Source organism: Streptomyces sp. SP18CS02 (assembly GCF_036322365.1).
GTDB lineage: Bacteria > Actinomycetota > Actinomycetes > Streptomycetales > Streptomycetaceae > Streptomyces.
In genome coordinates, this window is record NZ_JAQYXC010000289.1 from 143,509 (window position 1) to 159,600 (window position 16,092).

General features: G+C 70.8%; 14 protein-coding genes. 5 read left to right on the forward strand and 9 right to left on the reverse strand.

What is annotated here, in order from left to right; genetic code table 11:
- Positions 1-86 precede the first annotated feature (86 nt).
- Complete coding sequence (locus PUR26_RS21065) at positions 87-1,061, reverse strand: heme o synthase (protein WP_443077126.1); 975 nt, start codon at positions 1,059-1,061, stop codon at positions 87-89.
- 354 nt (positions 1,062-1,415) lie between these two features.
- Here PUR26_RS21065 and tkt point away from each other — a divergent pair, with 354 nt between their 5' ends.
- The 5 genes from tkt to pgl are packed head-to-tail and all read left to right on the forward strand — an operon-like array spanning position 1,416 to position 8,019.
- Positions 1,416-3,518, forward strand: a complete 2,103-nt coding sequence (tkt, locus tag PUR26_RS21070) for a transketolase (protein WP_329873997.1) — start codon at positions 1,416-1,418, stop codon at positions 3,516-3,518.
- Between the two features lie 35 nt (positions 3,519-3,553).
- On the forward strand, positions 3,554-4,672 hold the full coding sequence (tal, locus tag PUR26_RS21075; protein WP_329873998.1) for a transaldolase: 1,119 nt from the start codon (positions 3,554-3,556) through the stop codon (positions 4,670-4,672).
- A 4-nt stretch (positions 4,673-4,676) separates the two neighbouring features.
- Complete coding sequence (gene zwf, locus PUR26_RS21080) at positions 4,677-6,200, forward strand: glucose-6-phosphate dehydrogenase (protein ID WP_329873999.1); 1,524 nt, start codon at positions 4,677-4,679, stop codon at positions 6,198-6,200.
- Positions 6,197-7,240: a glucose-6-phosphate dehydrogenase assembly protein OpcA gene (opcA, locus tag PUR26_RS21085; protein WP_329874000.1), complete on the forward strand. Its 1,044-nt coding sequence runs from the start codon at positions 6,197-6,199 to the stop codon at positions 7,238-7,240. Before zwf ends, opcA begins: the two co-directional genes overlap by 4 nt.
- Positions 7,237-8,019: a 6-phosphogluconolactonase gene (gene pgl, locus PUR26_RS21090; protein WP_329874001.1), complete on the forward strand. Its 783-nt coding sequence runs from the start codon at positions 7,237-7,239 to the stop codon at positions 8,017-8,019. Before opcA ends, pgl begins: the two co-directional genes overlap by 4 nt.
- Before the next feature lie 119 nt (positions 8,020-8,138).
- On the opposite strand, the gene PUR26_RS21095 is transcribed toward pgl, so the two are convergent.
- The 8 genes from PUR26_RS21095 to tpiA all read right to left on the reverse strand — a co-directional run bounded on the left by PUR26_RS21095 (position 8,139) and on the right by tpiA (position 16,092).
- The gene (locus PUR26_RS21095; protein ID WP_329874002.1) at positions 8,139-9,359 is read right to left on the reverse strand and encodes an acyltransferase family protein; all 1,221 of its coding nucleotides are present in this window, start codon (positions 9,357-9,359) and stop codon (positions 8,139-8,141) included.
- Positions 9,360-9,450: 91 nt separating this feature from the next.
- On the reverse strand, positions 9,451-10,977 hold the full coding sequence (locus tag PUR26_RS21100) for a PH domain-containing protein (RefSeq protein WP_329874003.1): 1,527 nt from the start codon (positions 10,975-10,977) through the stop codon (positions 9,451-9,453).
- Positions 10,974-11,474: a PH domain-containing protein gene (locus tag PUR26_RS21105; protein WP_329874004.1), complete on the reverse strand. Its 501-nt coding sequence runs from the start codon at positions 11,472-11,474 to the stop codon at positions 10,974-10,976. Before PUR26_RS21105 ends, PUR26_RS21100 begins: the two co-directional genes overlap by 4 nt.
- A 3-nt stretch (positions 11,475-11,477) precedes the next feature.
- Positions 11,478-13,130, reverse strand: a complete 1,653-nt coding sequence (gene pgi, locus PUR26_RS21110; protein WP_329874280.1) for a glucose-6-phosphate isomerase — start codon at positions 13,128-13,130, stop codon at positions 11,478-11,480.
- 57 nt (positions 13,131-13,187) lie between these two features.
- Positions 13,188-14,402, reverse strand: a complete 1,215-nt coding sequence (locus tag PUR26_RS21115) for an MFS transporter (protein ID WP_329874005.1) — start codon at positions 14,400-14,402, stop codon at positions 13,188-13,190.
- A gap of 110 nt (positions 14,403-14,512) precedes the next feature.
- The gene (locus PUR26_RS21120; RefSeq protein ID WP_010352468.1) at positions 14,513-14,848 is read right to left on the reverse strand and encodes an RNA polymerase-binding protein RbpA; all 336 of its coding nucleotides are present in this window, start codon (positions 14,846-14,848) and stop codon (positions 14,513-14,515) included.
- 110 nt (positions 14,849-14,958) lie between these two features.
- Positions 14,959-15,189: a preprotein translocase subunit SecG gene (gene secG, locus PUR26_RS21125; protein WP_329874281.1), complete on the reverse strand. Its 231-nt coding sequence runs from the start codon at positions 15,187-15,189 to the stop codon at positions 14,959-14,961.
- Positions 15,190-15,315: 126 nt separating this feature from the next.
- Positions 15,316-16,092, reverse strand: a complete 777-nt coding sequence (gene tpiA / locus PUR26_RS21130; protein WP_329874006.1) for a triose-phosphate isomerase — start codon at positions 16,090-16,092, stop codon at positions 15,316-15,318.

The following is a 16,092-nucleotide window of genomic DNA, read 5'->3' on the forward strand; positions in this document are numbered from 1 at the left end:
TGCTACTCGCGGGTAGACGCACGGGCGACGGGCGGGCCGCGTGGCGTTGGCCACGCGGCCCGCCCGTCGGCGGAGAAGTCGGTACGTCAGCGCAGGAAGGGGTCCACCGCGACGGCCACGAAGAGCAGCGACACATAGGTGATGGACCAGTGGAACAGGCGCATCTCCTTGAGCTTGCCGCCCGTCTCGCCCGCCTTGGCGCGGGCCTGGAGGGCGTGCGCCTCCCACAGCCACCAGCCACCGGTGGCCAGCGCCACCGCCGTGTAGAACCAGCCGGTGTAGCCGAGCGGCTGGAGCAGCAGCGAGACCGCCACCATCACCCAGCTGTAGAGCACGATCTGGCGTGCGACCACCGTGTTGCCGGCGACGACCGGGAGCATCGGCACGCCCACCCGGGCGTAGTCCTCCTTCACCTTCATGGACAGCGGCCAGTAGTGCGGCGGCGTCCAGAAGAAGATGACGAGGAAGAGGATGACCGCGGCCCACGACATGGAATCGGTGACCGAGGACCAGCCGATGAGGACCGGCATGCAGCCCGCGATGCCGCCCCACACGATGTTCTGGGCGGTCCGGCGCTTGAGGATCATCGTGTAGACGACGACGTAGAAGAGCAGGGCGCCGAGCGACAGCCAGGCCGAGAGCCAGTTGACCAGCAGACCGAACCAGAGCGTGGAGACCACGGCGAGGATGAGGCCGAAGACCAGCCCCTCCCGCGGCGAGACCATCCCGGTGACCAGCGGACGCTGGGACGTACGGTCCATCAGCGCGTCGATGTCACGGTCGATGTACATGTTCAGCGCGTTGGCGCCACCCGCGGAGAGGTATCCGCCCAGGCAGGTGCTGACCACCAGCCAGAGGTCGGGAACGCCCTGCTCGGCGAGGAACATCACCGGGACCGTGGTGATCAGCAGAAGCTCGATGATCCGTGGCTTGGTCAACGCCACGAACGCCTTCACGCGGGCCCCGAGTGACCGGTTGCCCGGGCTCGTCCCGAGCTCCCCCTCGACCCTTCGGGCGTGGGCGGTACCCCCACCCGCTGGACGGGATTCGACGGCCGTCACGTACACCCCTGACAGAGACATCCCAGCGAGCCGCGCCGGACGTGAAGGCCCGGTAAAGACTCGCGCGTACCACGCCACTGTAGACGTTGCCCATACTTCGCCCTTCGCGGGGGTGGGTCGTGTTGAGGAGGGTGCCGCAAAGGGGGGTTCCGACGCTCGATTGAGCAGTCAGATGAGCGGCCCCGTATTCACATGCTGAATGCGAAAGGACCCAGTCAGCAGGCGGATGAGAGCGGATGCCCGCAGTCTGGAATGACTCGAAAAATTGCACGTTCTTACAGGGGTAGGCTCGACAACGGCCGGTGAGATCGACGTCACCGGCATTCGACATGTGGAGAGGAGCCCTGACCCAGGGTGAGCACCAAGCCGACCACCACAGACCTCGAGTGGACCGAATTGGACCAGCGGGCCGTGGACACAGCTCGTGTCCTGGCCGCGGACGCCGTACAGAAGGTCGGCAACGGCCATCCCGGTACGGCCATGAGCCTGGCCCCGGCCGCGTACACCCTCTTCCAGAAGGTGATGCGCCACGACCCGGCCGACCCCGACTGGACCGGGCGCGACCGCTTCGTGCTCTCCGCGGGCCACTCGTCCCTGACGCTGTACATCCAGCTGTACCTGGCCGGTTTCGGCCTGGAGCTGGATGACCTGAAGGCCTTCCGCACCTGGGGTTCGAAGACTCCGGGCCACCCGGAGTACGGCCACACGCGCGGCGTCGAGACGACGACCGGCCCGCTGGGCCAGGGTGTCGCCAACGCCGTGGGCATGGCGATGGCCTCCCGCTACGAGCGCGGCCTCTTCGACCCCGAGGCACCGACCGGCTCCTCGCCGTTCGACCACTTCGTCTACGTCGTCGCGGGTGACGGCTGCCTCCAGGAGGGCATCTCCGCCGAGGCGTCCTCGATGGCCGGGCACCAGAAGCTCGGCAACCTGATCATGCTGTGGGACGACAACCACATCTCGATCGAGGGCGACACCGAGACCGCCATCTCCGAGGACACGGAGAAGCGCTATGAGGCGTACGGCTGGCACGTGCAGCGCGTCGAGCCCAAGGAGAACGGCGACCTCGACCCCGCCGCCCTCTACGCCGCGATCCAGGCCGCCAAGGCCGAGACCGAGCGCCCGTCGTTCATCGCGATGCGCTCGATCATCGCCTGGCCCGCGCCGAACGCGCAGAACACCGAGGCCGCCCACGGCTCGGCGCTCGGCGACGAGGAGGTCGCGGCCACCAAGCGCGTCCTCGGCTTCGACCCGGAGAAGACCTTCGAGGTCTCCGACGAGGTCCTGGGCCACGCCCGTGAGGCGCTGGACCGCGGCCGTGAGGCGCGGGCCGAGTGGGAGAAGCACTTCAGCGCCTGGCGCGGTGCGAACCCGGAGCGCGCGGCCGAGTTCGACCGCATCGCCGCGGGCGAGCTGCCGGCCGGCTGGGAGGAGAAGCTCCCCGTCTTCGAGACCGGCAAGGCCGTCGCCACGCGCGCCGCGTCCGGCAAGGTCCTCCAGGCGCTGGGCGCGATCATCCCCGAGCTGTGGGGCGGCTCCGCCGACCTGGCCGGCTCGAACAACACGACGATCGACAAGACGTCGTCGTTCCTGCCGCGGGGGAACCCCCTTCCGGAGGCCGACCCGTACGGCCGCACGATCCACTTCGGCATCCGCGAGCACTCCATGGCCGCGGAGATGAACGGGATCACGCTGCACGGCAACACCCGCGTCTACGGCGGCACCTTCCTGGTGTTCTCCGACTACATGCGCAACGCCGTGCGCCTGTCCGCGCTGATGCACCTGCCGGTGACGTACGTGTGGACGCACGACTCCATCGGTCTCGGCGAGGACGGCCCCACGCACCAGCCGGTGGAGCACCTGGCCTCGCTGCGCGCCATCCCGGGCCTGAACGTGGTCCGTCCGGCCGACGCCAACGAGACGGCGATCGCCTGGCGCGAGATCCAGCGCCGCTGGACCAAGGAGTTCGGCAAGGGCGCCCCGCACGGTCTGGCGCTGACCCGCCAGGGCGTGCCGACGTACGAGGCCAACGAGGACACCGCCAGGGGCGGCTACGTCCTGGCCGACGCCGAGAACACCGAGGGACAGGGCGCCGAGCCCCAGGTGGTGCTGATCGCCACGGGTTCCGAGGTGCACCTGGCCGTGGAGGCGCGTGAGCAGCTCCAGGCCGCCGGTGTCCCGACCCGTGTGGTCTCGATGCCGTGTGTGGAGTGGTTCGAGGAGCAGGACCAGGGGTACCGGGACTCCGTGCTGCCGCCGTCGGTGAGGGCGCGCGTCGCGGTCGAAGCCGGCATCGGCCTGACCTGGCACCGCTACGTGGGCGACGCGGGCCGCATCGTCTCGCTGGAGCACTTCGGCGCTTCGGCCGACGCCAAGGTCCTCTTCCGCGAGTTCGGCTTCACCTCCGAGGCGGTGGCCTCCGCCGCCCGGGAATCGATCGAAGCCGCGGCGCGCTGACGCCCCCATACGAACAAGTAGGAGATGCAACTCTCATGACAGACGCACTCAAGCGCCTCTCCGACGAAGGCGTCGCGATCTGGCTGGACGACCTGTCCCGCAAGCGGATCACCTCGGGCAACCTGGCCGAGCTGATCGACCAGCAGCACGTCGTGGGTGTCACCACCAACCCGTCGATCTTCCAGAAGGCGATCTCCGACGGTCACGGCTACGACGCGCAGCTGTCGGACCTGGCCGCCCGTGAGGTGACGGTCGAGGAAGCCATCCGCATGATCACGACGGCCGACGTCCGTGACGCCGCCGACATCCTGCGGCCGGTCTTCGACGCGACCCAGGGCCAGGACGGCCGGGTCTCCATCGAGGTCGACCCGCGCCTGGCGCACAACACCAAGGCGACGGTCGCCGAGGCCAAGCAGCTGGCGTGGCTGGTGGACCGGCCGAACACGCTCATCAAGATCCCGGCCACCGAGGCGGGCCTCCCGGCGATCACCGAGGTCATCGGCCTCGGCATCAGCGTCAACGTGACGCTGATCTTCTCGCTGGAGCGCTACCGCAAGGTCATGGACGCCTACCTCAGCGGCCTGGAGAAGGCCAAGGAGCGCGGCCTGGACCTGTCGAAGATCCACTCCGTGGCGTCCTTCTTCGTCTCCCGCGTGGACACCGAGATCGACAAGCGGCTGGACGCCCTGGGCACCCCCGAGGCCAAGGCCCTGCGCGGCAAGGCGGCGCTGGCCAACGCGCGCCTCGCCTACCAGGCGTACGAAGAGGTGTTCGCCGGCGAGCGCTGGGCGGCCCTCGACAAGGCGCAGGCCAACAAGCAGCGTCCGCTGTGGGCCTCGACCGGAGTCAAGGACAAGGCGTACAAGGACACCCTGTACGTCGACGACCTGGTCGCCCCGGGCACGGTCAACACCATGCCGGAGGCCACCCTGGAGGCCGTCGCCGACCACGGCGAGATCACGGGCAACACCATCGCCGGTACGTACGAGCAGGCGCGCGCCGAGCTCGACGCCCTGGAGAAGCTGGGCATCGGCTACGACGAGATCGTCCAGCTCCTGGAGGACGAGGGCGTCGACAAGTTCGAGGCGTCCTGGAACGACCTGCTCAAGTCGACCGAGGCGGAGCTCAAGCGCCTCGCTCCTTCGGAGGGCTGAACACTTGTCGAGCAGCAATCCGCTGCGTGACCCCGCAGACCGACGGCTCCCGCGTATCGCGGGGCCGTCGGGCCTGGTCATCTTCGGTGTCACGGGCGATTTGTCCCGTAAAAAGTTGATGCCTGCTGTCTATGACCTCGCCAACCGCGGTCTGCTGCCGCCGGGCTTCTCGCTCATCGGCTTCGCACGCCGCGAGTGGCAGGACGAGGACTTCGCGGACGAGGTCTACCAGGCCGTCAAGGAGCACGCGCGCACACCGTTCCGCGAGGAGGTGTGGCAGCAGCTCAGCCAGGGCATGCGCTTCGTCCAGGGCGACTTCGACGACGACGAGGCGTTCGAGACCCTGAAGAAGACCATGGAGGAGCTCGACCAGGCGCAGGGGACCGGTGGCAACTTCGCGTTCTACCTCTCCGTACCGCCCAAGTTCTTCCCTCTGGTCGTCCAGCAGCTGAAGAAGCACCAGCTGGCCGAGCAGAGCGGCGGCTCCTGGCGCCGCGCGGTGATCGAGAAGCCGTTCGGGCACGACCTGGCCTCCGCCAAGGACCTCAACGGCATCGTCCACGAGGTCTTCTCGCCCGACCAGGTCTTCCGCATCGACCACTACCTGGGCAAGGAGACCGTCCAGAACATCCTGGCGCTCCGCTTCGCCAATACGCTCTTCGAGCCGATCTGGAACCGGTCGTACGTCGACCACGTCCAGATCACCATGGCCGAGGACATCGGCATCGGCGGCCGCGCCGGCTACTACGACGGCATCGGCGCCGCCCGTGACGTCATCCAGAACCACCTCCTCCAGCTGCTCGCGCTGACCGCGATGGAGGAGCCCGCCTCCTTCGACGCGGACGCGCTCGCGGCCGAGAAGACCAAGGTGCTGGGCGCGGTGAAGCTGCCCAAGGACCTCGGCAAGTCCACCGTGCGCGCCCAGTACGCGGCCGGGTGGCAGGGCGGCGCCAGGGCCGTCGGCTACCTGGAGGAGGACGGTATCGACCCGCAGTCGAAGACCGACACCTACGCCGCGGTCAAGCTGGAGATCGACAACCGCCGCTGGGCGGGTGTCCCCTTCTACCTGCGCACCGGCAAGCGGCTGGGCCGCCGGGTCACCGAGATCGCGGTCGTCTTCCAGCGCGCCCCGCACTCCCCGTTCGACCACACGGCCACGGAGGAGCTGGGGCAGAACGCCCTGGTCATCCGGGTCCAGCCGGACGAGGGCGTGACGCTGCGGTTCGGCTCGAAGGTGCCGGGGACCTCCATGGAGGTCCGGGACGTCTCGATGGACTTCGCCTACGGCGAGTCGTTCACGGAGTCCAGCCCCGAGGCGTACGAGCGGCTCATCCTCGACGTCCTGCTCGGCGACGCCAACCTCTTCCCGCGCACGGAGGAGGTCGAGCTGTCCTGGCAGATCCTCGACCCGATCGAGCAGTACTGGGACCGCCACGGCAAGCCCGCGCAGTACGAGTCCGGGTCCTGGGGGCCGGCCGAGGCGGACGAGATGCTCGCACGAGACGGACGGAGCTGGCGCCGGCCATGAAGACCGACCTTACGGACACCACATCCAGCAAGATCAACAAGGCGCTGGTGCTGGGGCGGCGTGCCATCGGGACGCCGGCCATCGGCATGGTGCTCACCCTGGTCATCGTCACCGACGAGGAGAACGCCTACGACGCCCTGAAGGCGGCCAACGAGGCGTCCCGCGAGCACCCCTCGCGGACGCTGGTCGTCATCAAGCGTCCCTCGCGTTCGCCTCGTGACCGGGCCAACGCGCGCCTGGACGCCGAGGTGCGGCTGGGCGCGGACGCCTCGACCGGCGAGACGGTCGTGCTGCGGCTGTACGGCGAGGTCATCGACCACGCGCAGTCGGTCGTCCTGCCGCTGCTGCTGCCGGACGCCCCCGTGGTGGTCTGGTGGCCGGTGGCCGCGCCGGCCGACCCGGCCAACGACCCGCTGGGCGCCCTCGGGCAGCGGCGCGTCACCGACTCGTACGCGTCCGAGCACCCGGTGCGGGAGCTCGCCGCGCGCGCTGCCGCCTACACGCCGGGCGACACGGACCTGTCCTGGACCCGGATCACGCCGTGGCGTTCCATGCTCGCGGCGGCCCTGGACCAGGTCACGTGCGAGGTCACCTCGGCCGAGGTGGAGGGCGAGGGGTTCAACCCGAGCGTCGAGCTGCTGGCGATGTGGCTGGCGGACCGGCTGGACATCCCGGTGAAGCGCTCGACGTCCCCGGGCCCGGGCCTGACCGCGGTCAGGATGCAGACCACCTGCGGCCCCATCGTGCTGGACCGGCCGGACGCCTCGCTCGCCACACTGTGCATCGAGGGCCAGCCGGACCGCGCGGTGGCGCTCAAGCGCCGGGAGACCTCCGAGCTGATCGCCGAGGAGCTGCGCCGGCTGGACCCCGACGACACCTACGCCTCGGCGCTCCGGTTCGGTGTGGACCGGCTGGGCGAGCCGGCGAAGGAGGCCGACGCCCCGCCGGCGCAGAAGCCGCAGGCCGAGGCCCCGGCGGAGGAGTCGGGCGCCAAGCCCGCGGCGAAGAAGGCCCCGGCCAAGAAGGCGGCCGCCAAGTGAGTGCGCCGCAGATCGTCGTCCACCACGACAAGGAGCTGATGGCACAGGCCGCCGCGGCCCGGCTCATCACCAAGGTCGTGGACGCCCAGGCGTCCCGGGGGTTCGCCTCCGTGGTCCTGACGGGCGGCCGCAACGGCAACGGTCTGCTGGCCGCGCTGAGTTCGGCGCCCGCCAGGGACGCGATCGACTGGTCGCGGCTCGACCTGTGGTGGGGCGACGAACGGTTCCTGCCCGAGGGCGACCCCGAGCGGAACCACACGCAGGCCCGTGAGGGACTGCTGGACAGCGTTCCGCTGGACCCGGCGCGGGTCCACCCGATGCCGGCGTCCGACGGACCGTACGGCTCCGACGTGGAGGCCGCCGCGGCGGCCTACGCGGCCGAACTCGCCGCCGCGGCCCGGCCCGAGGACCACGCGTCGGTGCCGACCTTCGACGTACTGATGCTGGGCGTCGGCCCGGACACGCATGTCGCCTCGCTCTTCCCGGAGCACCCGGCGGTACGGGAGACCCAGCGCACGGTGGTCGGCGTCCATGGCGCTCCCAAGCCGCCGCCCACCCGGGTCTCGCTCACCCTCCCGGCGATCCGGGCGGCGCGCGAGGTGTGGCTGCTGGCCGCGGGTGAGGACAAGGCCAACGCGGCGGCGATCGCCCTGTCGGGAGCTGGCGAGGTCCAGGCCCCGGCCGCGGGCGCGTACGGCCGCGCCCGGACGCTGTGGCTCCTGGACAGCGCGGCGGCCTCGCAGCTTCCGCGCGACCTGTACCCGCCCGCGTCGTCCTGAGGACGCCGCCGGGCTCCGTCGTACGGGAGTACGGCGTGGCGCCCCGTGGGGTGAGGAAGGCCCGGTCCACCGAGAGGTGGGCCGGGCCTTCGTCGTGCGGTGGTGGTGCGGGTGGGGCGTCAGTGGCGCCGCGCGGCCGGTGTCGCGGCTTCGGCGTCCGCGCCGCGCTCCGGCGGACCGGGGACGGCGGCGGTGCCGGGCGGCGAGTCCGCCTGTGCGCCCTTGCTCCTGATGGGGCGGCGCTTGCCCAGGAGCAGTCGGCGGCCCGGCAGTTCGACCCCGTGGTACAGCGCGGCCGCGAGGGCCAGGGCGACCGCGAAGACGGCGGCCGTGGCCCCCAGGGCGGGAAGCGTGTCGAACCGGGGCTTGCTGCCGAGGACCAGGGAGGCCGTCTGCAGCACCAGCACATGGATCATGTAGAAGGCGAACGACCACTCGCCCAGCTTCACCAGTCGCCGGTTCCGCCACATCGAGGGCGTCCCCTTGATGTCGGCGACCGCTCCGGCCGGGATCATCAGGGCGAAGCCGAGAACGGTCGTCGACGCGAAGGCGTGGGTGAAGTGCGGGTACATGAAGTACCCGATGAGGGTGATCGCCGTGGCGGCTTCGAGACCGGGGCCGCGCCAGTGGCCGAGCTGGACGAGCCGGGCCAGGGCGATACCGAGGACGAACTCGGGGATCCGGGCCGCCGGGAAGCTGTAGAGGACCACGCCCGTGTCGAGCAGGGCGTTGACCTTCGGCAGGACCATCACGGTCGCGATGCTCACCACGACGAGCGCCGTGAGCGCCCGGGGGCCGAACCTGCGCAGCACCGCGTATACGGCGGGGAAGGTGGCGTAGAAGAACGCCTCGCAGACGAGGGACCAGCTGACCGGGTTGACGGCCTGCCACCACTCGATCTTCCAGGAGCTCAGCAACAGCAGATTGGCCGCGGTCTCCTTGTATCCACTCGGCTTCAGCGCCGGCAGCACGCTGAACGCCAGCGCCAGGGCGATCAGCGCGGTGACCACATGGACCGGGTAGACCCGGGCCAGCCGGCGCCGCCAGAACGAGGTGACCTTGTCGCCCGGGCGTGCCGACCAGGCGAGGACGAAGCCGGAGAGGACGAAGAAGAACGTCACGCCGACCGTGCCGGGCCCGAACGCCCAGTTCACCAGGGGGTGGTCCTCGGCCCCGAAGTACCGGAAGTTCTTTATGTGATACAGGAACACCAGGAAGGCGGCCGCCCAGCGCATGCCCGTCAGTGACGGCAACTGGCCGCCCAGCAGGGGGACTTGCGGGCGCTCCGCCCGTGCTGCGGGTGCTGGGGCCGGGGGGGCTTCCTGGATCGCGGCGCGCAAGAAGTGGCTCCGTTCAGCGATGGACTCGGATCGACACGGCGCACGGAAGCCTCTGCCGCCCCACGCAGGCGGACATCGTACGTCCTGCCACTCATGTTCCTCGAACAGGGGCGCGCTCCAGGAACGGTTCGATCAGCTCCGGGACCGCCTCGGCCGCGCACCGCAGCACCTCGCTCCCGTCCGCGTCGTGGACGGTGTACGCGCCCGCTCCGGCCGCTGTCGTGGCGGTCAGCGTGATCAGCCCGGCACGGCGCTGGAAGTACGACTGTTTGACGGTCCACCCGATGACGGCGCCGCGCTGGAGGGCGACGGTGGCGCGGCGGAAGGTGCCGGAGCGGGCGACCAGGTGGTCGCCGTGGATACCGTGGCCCAGGCTCTTGTACGCGTCGAGCGCGAGGAGCACGGCGAGCGGCACCAGGACGACCGCGCAGATCGCGGCCGTGTACAGCAGGACATCGGTCAGCAGGGCCCCGAGCATCGCGAGGACCAGGGGCGGGGCGAGCGCCGCGCCGACGGCACGGCGCAGACGCCGGGCGCGTGCGGCGCGGGGGTGGGCGGTGAGCGGGCCGCTGGTGGGCGCGACGGGCTCCCGCAGGACCTGGGCGGCGACCTCGTCGGCGCGGGCCCGGGGCGCGGCGGGCAGCAGTGTGCTCTGGTCGGCGTGCTCGTCCTCGCCGCCCTTGACGAGGCCGGTGGCGACCGCGTCGACCCTGGCGGCGCCCAACAGCCGGACGCCGAGCGGCTCGACGAGCTCCACGCCGCGCAACCGCTGTTCCTCGATGGACAGCGAGCGGGCGGTGAACAGCCCGCGCCGGACCCTGATCGTGCCGCCGGGCTCCCGCTCCAGCCGGTAGTTCCACCACATCTCGACCCACAGGCCGAGCGCGCCGACGGCGCCCGTGAGCAGCGCGGCGGCGAGGAGCGACAGCACGAGCCAGAGGAGGGACGTGTCGCGGAAGCGGTCGCCCACCCAGGCGATGACCTCACCCTGGGCGCCGAACCATTCGCTGACCTGCATCACCGCACCGGCCGCCGCGCCGCCCAGGGCGGGTGCGACGAAGGAGAGCGGCGCGTACCCGATCCAGGCGGGGTCCAGGGTGGCGAGCACACCGTCCGGGTGGGCGGCGTGCGGCGGCGCTTCCGCCCGTGCCAGCAGTACCCGCCGCAGCCGCTCGCCCTCAGCCCGGGTGACGGGGTCGAGCTCCAGCGTCGATTCGCCGCCGGTCTGCTCGCCGGTGCCGATGCGGACCTTGACCAGCCCGAGGAGGCGCAGCAGCAGACTGGCCGTCAGGTCGACGCTGCGGATCCGCTCACGGGCCAGGGAGCGGCGTCTGACCAGCAGGAGCCCGGTGTGGAGTTCGGCGCGCTCCTCCCCGATGCGGTAGCGGGTCCTGCGCCACCGGACGTAGTCGGCCGCCGTGGCGCAGGCTATGAGCAGCGCGGCCGCGGACAGCACCAGCAGGGCTGCCTGCCATGCGGCCATGGCCCCGGTCAGGCCGAGGAACACGGGAACGGCCGCGCCGGCCGCCACTCCGGCCATGACCAGGGCCGTGACCAGGACGGTCCGCCGGTCGAGCCGCAGCCAGACGGTGTGCGCCTCGTCCCCCGGGACGCTCATGTCGCGTCGCCGGGGGTGGCCTGGGTGATCCGGGTGAGCCGCTCGGCGAGCTCGGCGGCCTGTTCGTGGTCGAGCCCCGCGATCCTGAGGGCGCCCTTCGCCGAGGCCGTGGTGACGGTGACGGTGGCGAGCCGGAACGCCTGTTCCAGCGGTCCGCGGACGGTGTCCACGGTCTGTATCCGGGACATCGGCGCGATCCGGGACTCCTGGCGGAGGAATCCGGTACGGACGTAGACCGCGGAGTCCGTCACCTCCCACCGGTGGACCGAGAACCACCATCGGGGGAAGAACGCGGTGCAGGCCAGGCCGATCGCCGCCACGACGGCGGCGGGCACCAGCAGCCAGGTCCGGGCGGGCGCGATCAGCGCGCCCAGTACGGACAGGACGACGACCGGTGCGGCGGTCAGCAGCAGCCACTGTGTCCGCCACTGGCCGATGACCCGCTCGTCCGGCGTGTTGCGCGGCGGCCGCAGCCGCACCGCGTTCTCCCCCGTCATGGATCAGCGTCCCCGCAGCGTCCGGTACTTGGCGACGAGGGCGGCCGTCGAGCTGTCCAGCTGCTCGCCGTCCTCGCCCCGGGTCAGCACCGGCTCGATCCTCTTGGCGAGGACCTTGCCGAGTTCGACGCCCCACTGGTCGAAGGAGTCGATGTTCCAGACGGCGCCCTGGACGAAGACCTTGTGCTCGTAGAGGGCGATCAGCTGGCCCAGGACGGAGGGGGTCAGTTCGTCGGCGAGGATGGTGGTGGTGGGGTGGTTGCCGCGGAAGGTCTTGTGCGGCACCAGCTCCTCCGCCACGCCCTCCGCCCGCACCTCCTCGGGCGTCTTGCCGAAGGCGAGGGCCTGGGTCTGGGCGAAGAAGTTGGCCATCAGCAGGTCGTGCTGGGCGACGAGGCCGGCCGGCAGGTCCCCGGCCGGCCTGCCGAAGCCGATGAAGTCGGCCGGGATGAACTTGGTGCCCTGGTGGAGCAACTGGTAATAGGCGTGCTGTCCGTTGGTGCCCGGCGTCCCCCAGACCACGGGGCCGGTCTGCCAGTCGACCGGGTTGCCGTCGCGGTCGACAGACTTCCCGTTGGACTCCATGTCGAGCTGCTGGAGGTACGCCGTGAACTTGCTCAGGTAGTGCGAGTAGGGCAGGACCGCGTGCGACTGGGCGTCGAAGAACGCCCCGTACCAGACCCCCAGCAGACCGAGCAGCAGCGGCACGTTCTCCTCGGGGGGCGCGGTGCGGAAGTGCTCGTCGACCTGGTGGAGGCCGTCGAGCATCTCGCGGAAGCGGTCCGGCCCGATCGCGATCATCAGGGAGAGGCCGATGGCGGAGTCGTAGGAGTACCGCCCGCCGACCCAGTCCCAGAACCCGAACATGTTGGCCGTGTCGATGCCGAAGTCGGCGACCTTGCCGGCATTGGTGGAGACCGCCACGAAGTGCTTGGCGACGGCTTCCGGGCCGGCCTTCAGCTCGCCCAGCAGCCACTCGCGGGCGGACGTGGCGTTGGTGATGGTCTCGATCGTGGTGAACGTCTTCGACGAGACGATGAACAGGGTCTCGGCCGCGTCCAGGTCCCGGACGGCCTCGTGCAGGTCGGCGCCGTCGACGTTGGAGACGAAACGGAGCGTCAGGTCGCGCTGGGTGTAGGAGCGCAGCGCCTCGTACGCCATCGCCGGGCCCAGATCGGAGCCCCCGATACCGATGTTGACGATGTTCTTGATGGGCCTGCCGGTGTGACCGGTCCAGTCGCCGGAACGGACCCGGTCGGAGAAGGCCGACATCTCGTCGAGCACCGCGTGCACCTTGGGCACCACGTTCTCGCCGTCGACCTCGATCACCGCGTCACGCGGTGCGCGCAGCGCGACGTGCAGCACGGCCCGGTCCTCGGTCGTGTTGATCTTCTCGCCGCGGAACATCGCGTCCCGTAGTCCGGCCACTCCCGTGGCCGCCGCCAGGTCGCGCAGCAGGGCCAGCGTCTCGTCGGTGACCAGCTGCTTGGAGTAGTCCACGTACAGGTCGCCGACCTGGAGGGTGTACGCGCTCCCGCGCGTCCCGTCGGCGTCGAACAGCTCCCGCAGACGCGTCTGCCCCAGCTGCTCGCGGTGCTTGCCGAGGGCGGTCCACTCGGGCATCTGATTGAGCCTGGTACGGCCTTCTGCGTTCATCTCGGACATCAGCCCACTTCTCTCGTACCTGCCTGCTTGCCCCGCTGCCTTCCCAACCTAATTGATCAGCGGCGCCAACGACGCGACGGCGAGCGTGAACAGCCCGGCCGCCAGGAGGGCGGGCGTGTTCGCCCCCCAGGCCGCGGCCACCGCGCCGCCCGCCAGCGCGCCGAACGGAGCCCCGGCCACCGCCAGGGTGCGGAAGGCCGCGCCGATGCGGCCGAGCATCCCGTCGGGGCTGCGCTGCTGGGTGAGCGAGACCTGGTTGACGTTCCACACCATGCCCATGAACCCGAACACCGCCAGCGCGGCGATCGTCGCCCACGGCGCCCGGACGGTTCCCATGACGACGAGCGCGCCGGTCTGGACGGCCCCCGCCAGGAGCACGCCCCGTATCCAGCCGGTCCGTTCGGCGATCCACCGGGCGAGGAACCCGCCCATGACGCTGCCCGCGCCGTACGCCGTGACGGCGGCCGCGTAACCGCCCGCTCCGGCGTCCAGCCAGTCGGTGACGTGCAGGACCAGGGTCGCGATGAGCGCGCCCAGGCCGATGTTGGCCAGGGTGGTGGCGACGCACAGCCCGCGCAGCGCCCGGTCCCGCCACAGCACGGCGAGGCCCTTGGCCATGTCCGCGCGCAGGGAGGAGCCGGCCTCGCGGGGCGGCCGCTCGGGCGCCGCCACCCGGAGGGAGGCCACCAGCAGCGCGGCCAGCACATAGGTGGCCGCGTCCGCCGCGTACGGCACGGCGGCGCCCGCGAACAGCAGGGCCGGCACCAGCGGAGCGGCCAGGAACCCTCCGGCGATCTGCTGTCCGGTGAGCAGCCGGGCGTTGGCGCCGGGCAGGGCCTCCGCGGGGACGAGCGCGGGCAGGAGGGCGGTCGCGGCGTTGTCGAAGAGCGTCTGCAGCGTGGTGAGCGCGAAGGCGAGCGCGATCAGCAGCCCGATGGACGCCTGCCCGAGGGCGACCGCCAGTGCGAAGCCCGCCATCAGCGCCCCGCGCACCAGATCGACGGCCCACATGGCGCGCCGCTGGTCGACCCGGTCGGCGACGGCCCCGCCGAGCAGGCCGAAGAGCAGCCAGGGAAGGTGGCCGCAGGCGGTGACCGCGGCGATCAGCAGAGGGTCACCGGTCAGCGAGGCGGCCAGAAGAGGCATCGCGGCCGTGCGCAGCGCGTCACCGAGGCGGGAGACGACCGCCGCCGCCCAGAGTCGGCCGAAACCACCACGCCAGGCGGGCACCCGCCGGGCGCCCGCCACCTCCGCTGCCGCCACAACTCCCCCTCGTGCGCGCAAGGACGTCTCACCGCACGACGGTAGGGGGCACCACTGACAACGGGCCCTGCCGGTGTCCACCACCGACAGGGCCCGCCGTCACCAACTGCTCAGATCTCGCCCCGGAGTTTGGCGAGCGCCTCGGCCAGGATCGCCTCGCCGTCCGCGTCGCTGCGCCGCTCCCGGACGTACGCGAGGTGCGTCTTGTACGGCTCGGTGCGCGGCGGGGCCGGGGGGTTGTCCCGGTCCTGACCTGCCGGGAACCCGCACCGCGGGCAGTCCCAGGTATCCGGAACCTGCGCGTCACTGGCGAAGCTCGGCTGCGTCTCGTGCCCGTTCGAGCACCAGAAGGAGATGCGGAGACGCGGCGCGGACTCGCCCCGCTCGGCCTCCCCCATCGGCCCCGCTCCGACCCGGCTTCCCCGGATCGCGTTGCCACTTGCCACGGTCGTAACTCCCTGCGTGATGGTGCTCGAAGATGCCCCAGTCTACGTAAGGCCCAACGCGCGTCCAGTATTTGGAGTTACACCCGGCCACCGGACGCGGAACCGATGGCTCAGTTGTCCAGCTTCATCAAAAGAGCAAGTACGACAATGCACGCGAACCACAGCAGACCGACCACGATGGTGATGCGGTCCAGGTTGCGCTCGGCGACCGAGGAGCCACCGACGGACGACTGCATGCCGCCACCGAACATGTCGGAGAGGCCGCCGCCCTTCCCCTTGTGCATCAGCACCAGCAGCATCATCAGCGCGCTGAAGACGATCAGGGCGATCGAAAACCCCATAACCACGGCTGGACCCTACTTCCTGGCAATTCTCGCGGACTTCTACGAACGAACGGGGGCCGGCCGGCTCTTTCCCAAGCCTGCTCGGCCCCCGCAAGGGTACGACGGATCGGCCCTACCGCATACTCACTGGTCGCGGAAGCGGACGATCTTGACGAACTCGTCGGCGTCCAGCGCCGCACCGCCCACAAGGGCTCCGTCGACGTCGGGCTGCGCCATGATCGCGGCGACGTTGCCGGACTTCACGGAGCCGCCGTACTGGATGCGGACCTTGTCGGCCAGCTCCTGCGAGTACAGCTCGGCCAGGCGGCCGCGGATCGCCCCGCAGACCTCCTGGGCGTCCTCGGGCGTGGCGACCTCGCCGGTGCCGATGGCCCACACCGGCTCGTAGGCGATCACGATGGACTCGGCCTGCTCGGCCGGGATGTCCTTCAGGCCGCCGTCGAGCTGCTTCAGTGTGTACGCGACCTGGTCACCGGCCTTGCGGACGTCCAGGCCCTCGCCGACGCAGAGGATCGGGGTGAGCCCGTGCCGGTAGGCGGCCTTCACCTTGGCGTTGCAGAGCTCGTCCGTCTCGTTGTGGTACTGACGGCGCTCGGAGTGTCCGACGGCGACGTAGGCGCACTTCAGCTTGGCGAGCATCGCGCCGGAGATCTCACCGGTGTACGCGCCGGCGTCCTGTGCCGAGAGGTCCTGGGCACCGTACTTGATCCTGAGCTTGTCGCCGTCGACGAGGGTCTGGACGGAGCGCAGGTCGGTGAAGGGCGGCAGGACCGCGACCTCGACCTCGTCGTGGTCCTTGTCGGTCAGGGCGAAGGCGAGCTTCTGGACGTGCGCGATGGCCTCGAGGTGGTTGAGGTTCATCTTCCAGTTGCCCGCCATCAGCGGGGTACGAGCAGTCAT

Bases quoted from the DNA above. Each gene is read 5' to 3' on its own strand.
- secG (WP_329874281.1), bottom strand. From the start codon at position 15,189: ATGGGGTTTTCGATCGCCCTGATCGTCTTCAGCGCGCTGATGATGCTG.
- opcA (WP_329874000.1), top strand. From the start codon at position 6,197: ATGAAGACCGACCTTACGGACACCACATCCAGCAAGATCAACAAGGCG.
- tpiA (WP_329874006.1), bottom strand. From the start codon at position 16,092: ATGACTGCTCGTACCCCGCTGATGGCGGGCAACTGGAAGATGAACCTC.
- pgi (WP_329874280.1), bottom strand. From the start codon at position 13,130: ATGAACGCAGAAGGCCGTACCAGGCTCAATCAGATGCCCGAGTGGACC.
- PUR26_RS21105 (WP_329874004.1), bottom strand. From the start codon at position 11,474: ATGACGGGGGAGAACGCGGTGCGGCTGCGGCCGCCGCGCAACACGCCG.
- PUR26_RS21100 (WP_329874003.1), bottom strand. From the start codon at position 10,977: ATGAGCGTCCCGGGGGACGAGGCGCACACCGTCTGGCTGCGGCTCGAC.
- tal (WP_329873998.1), top strand. From the start codon at position 3,554: ATGACAGACGCACTCAAGCGCCTCTCCGACGAAGGCGTCGCGATCTGG.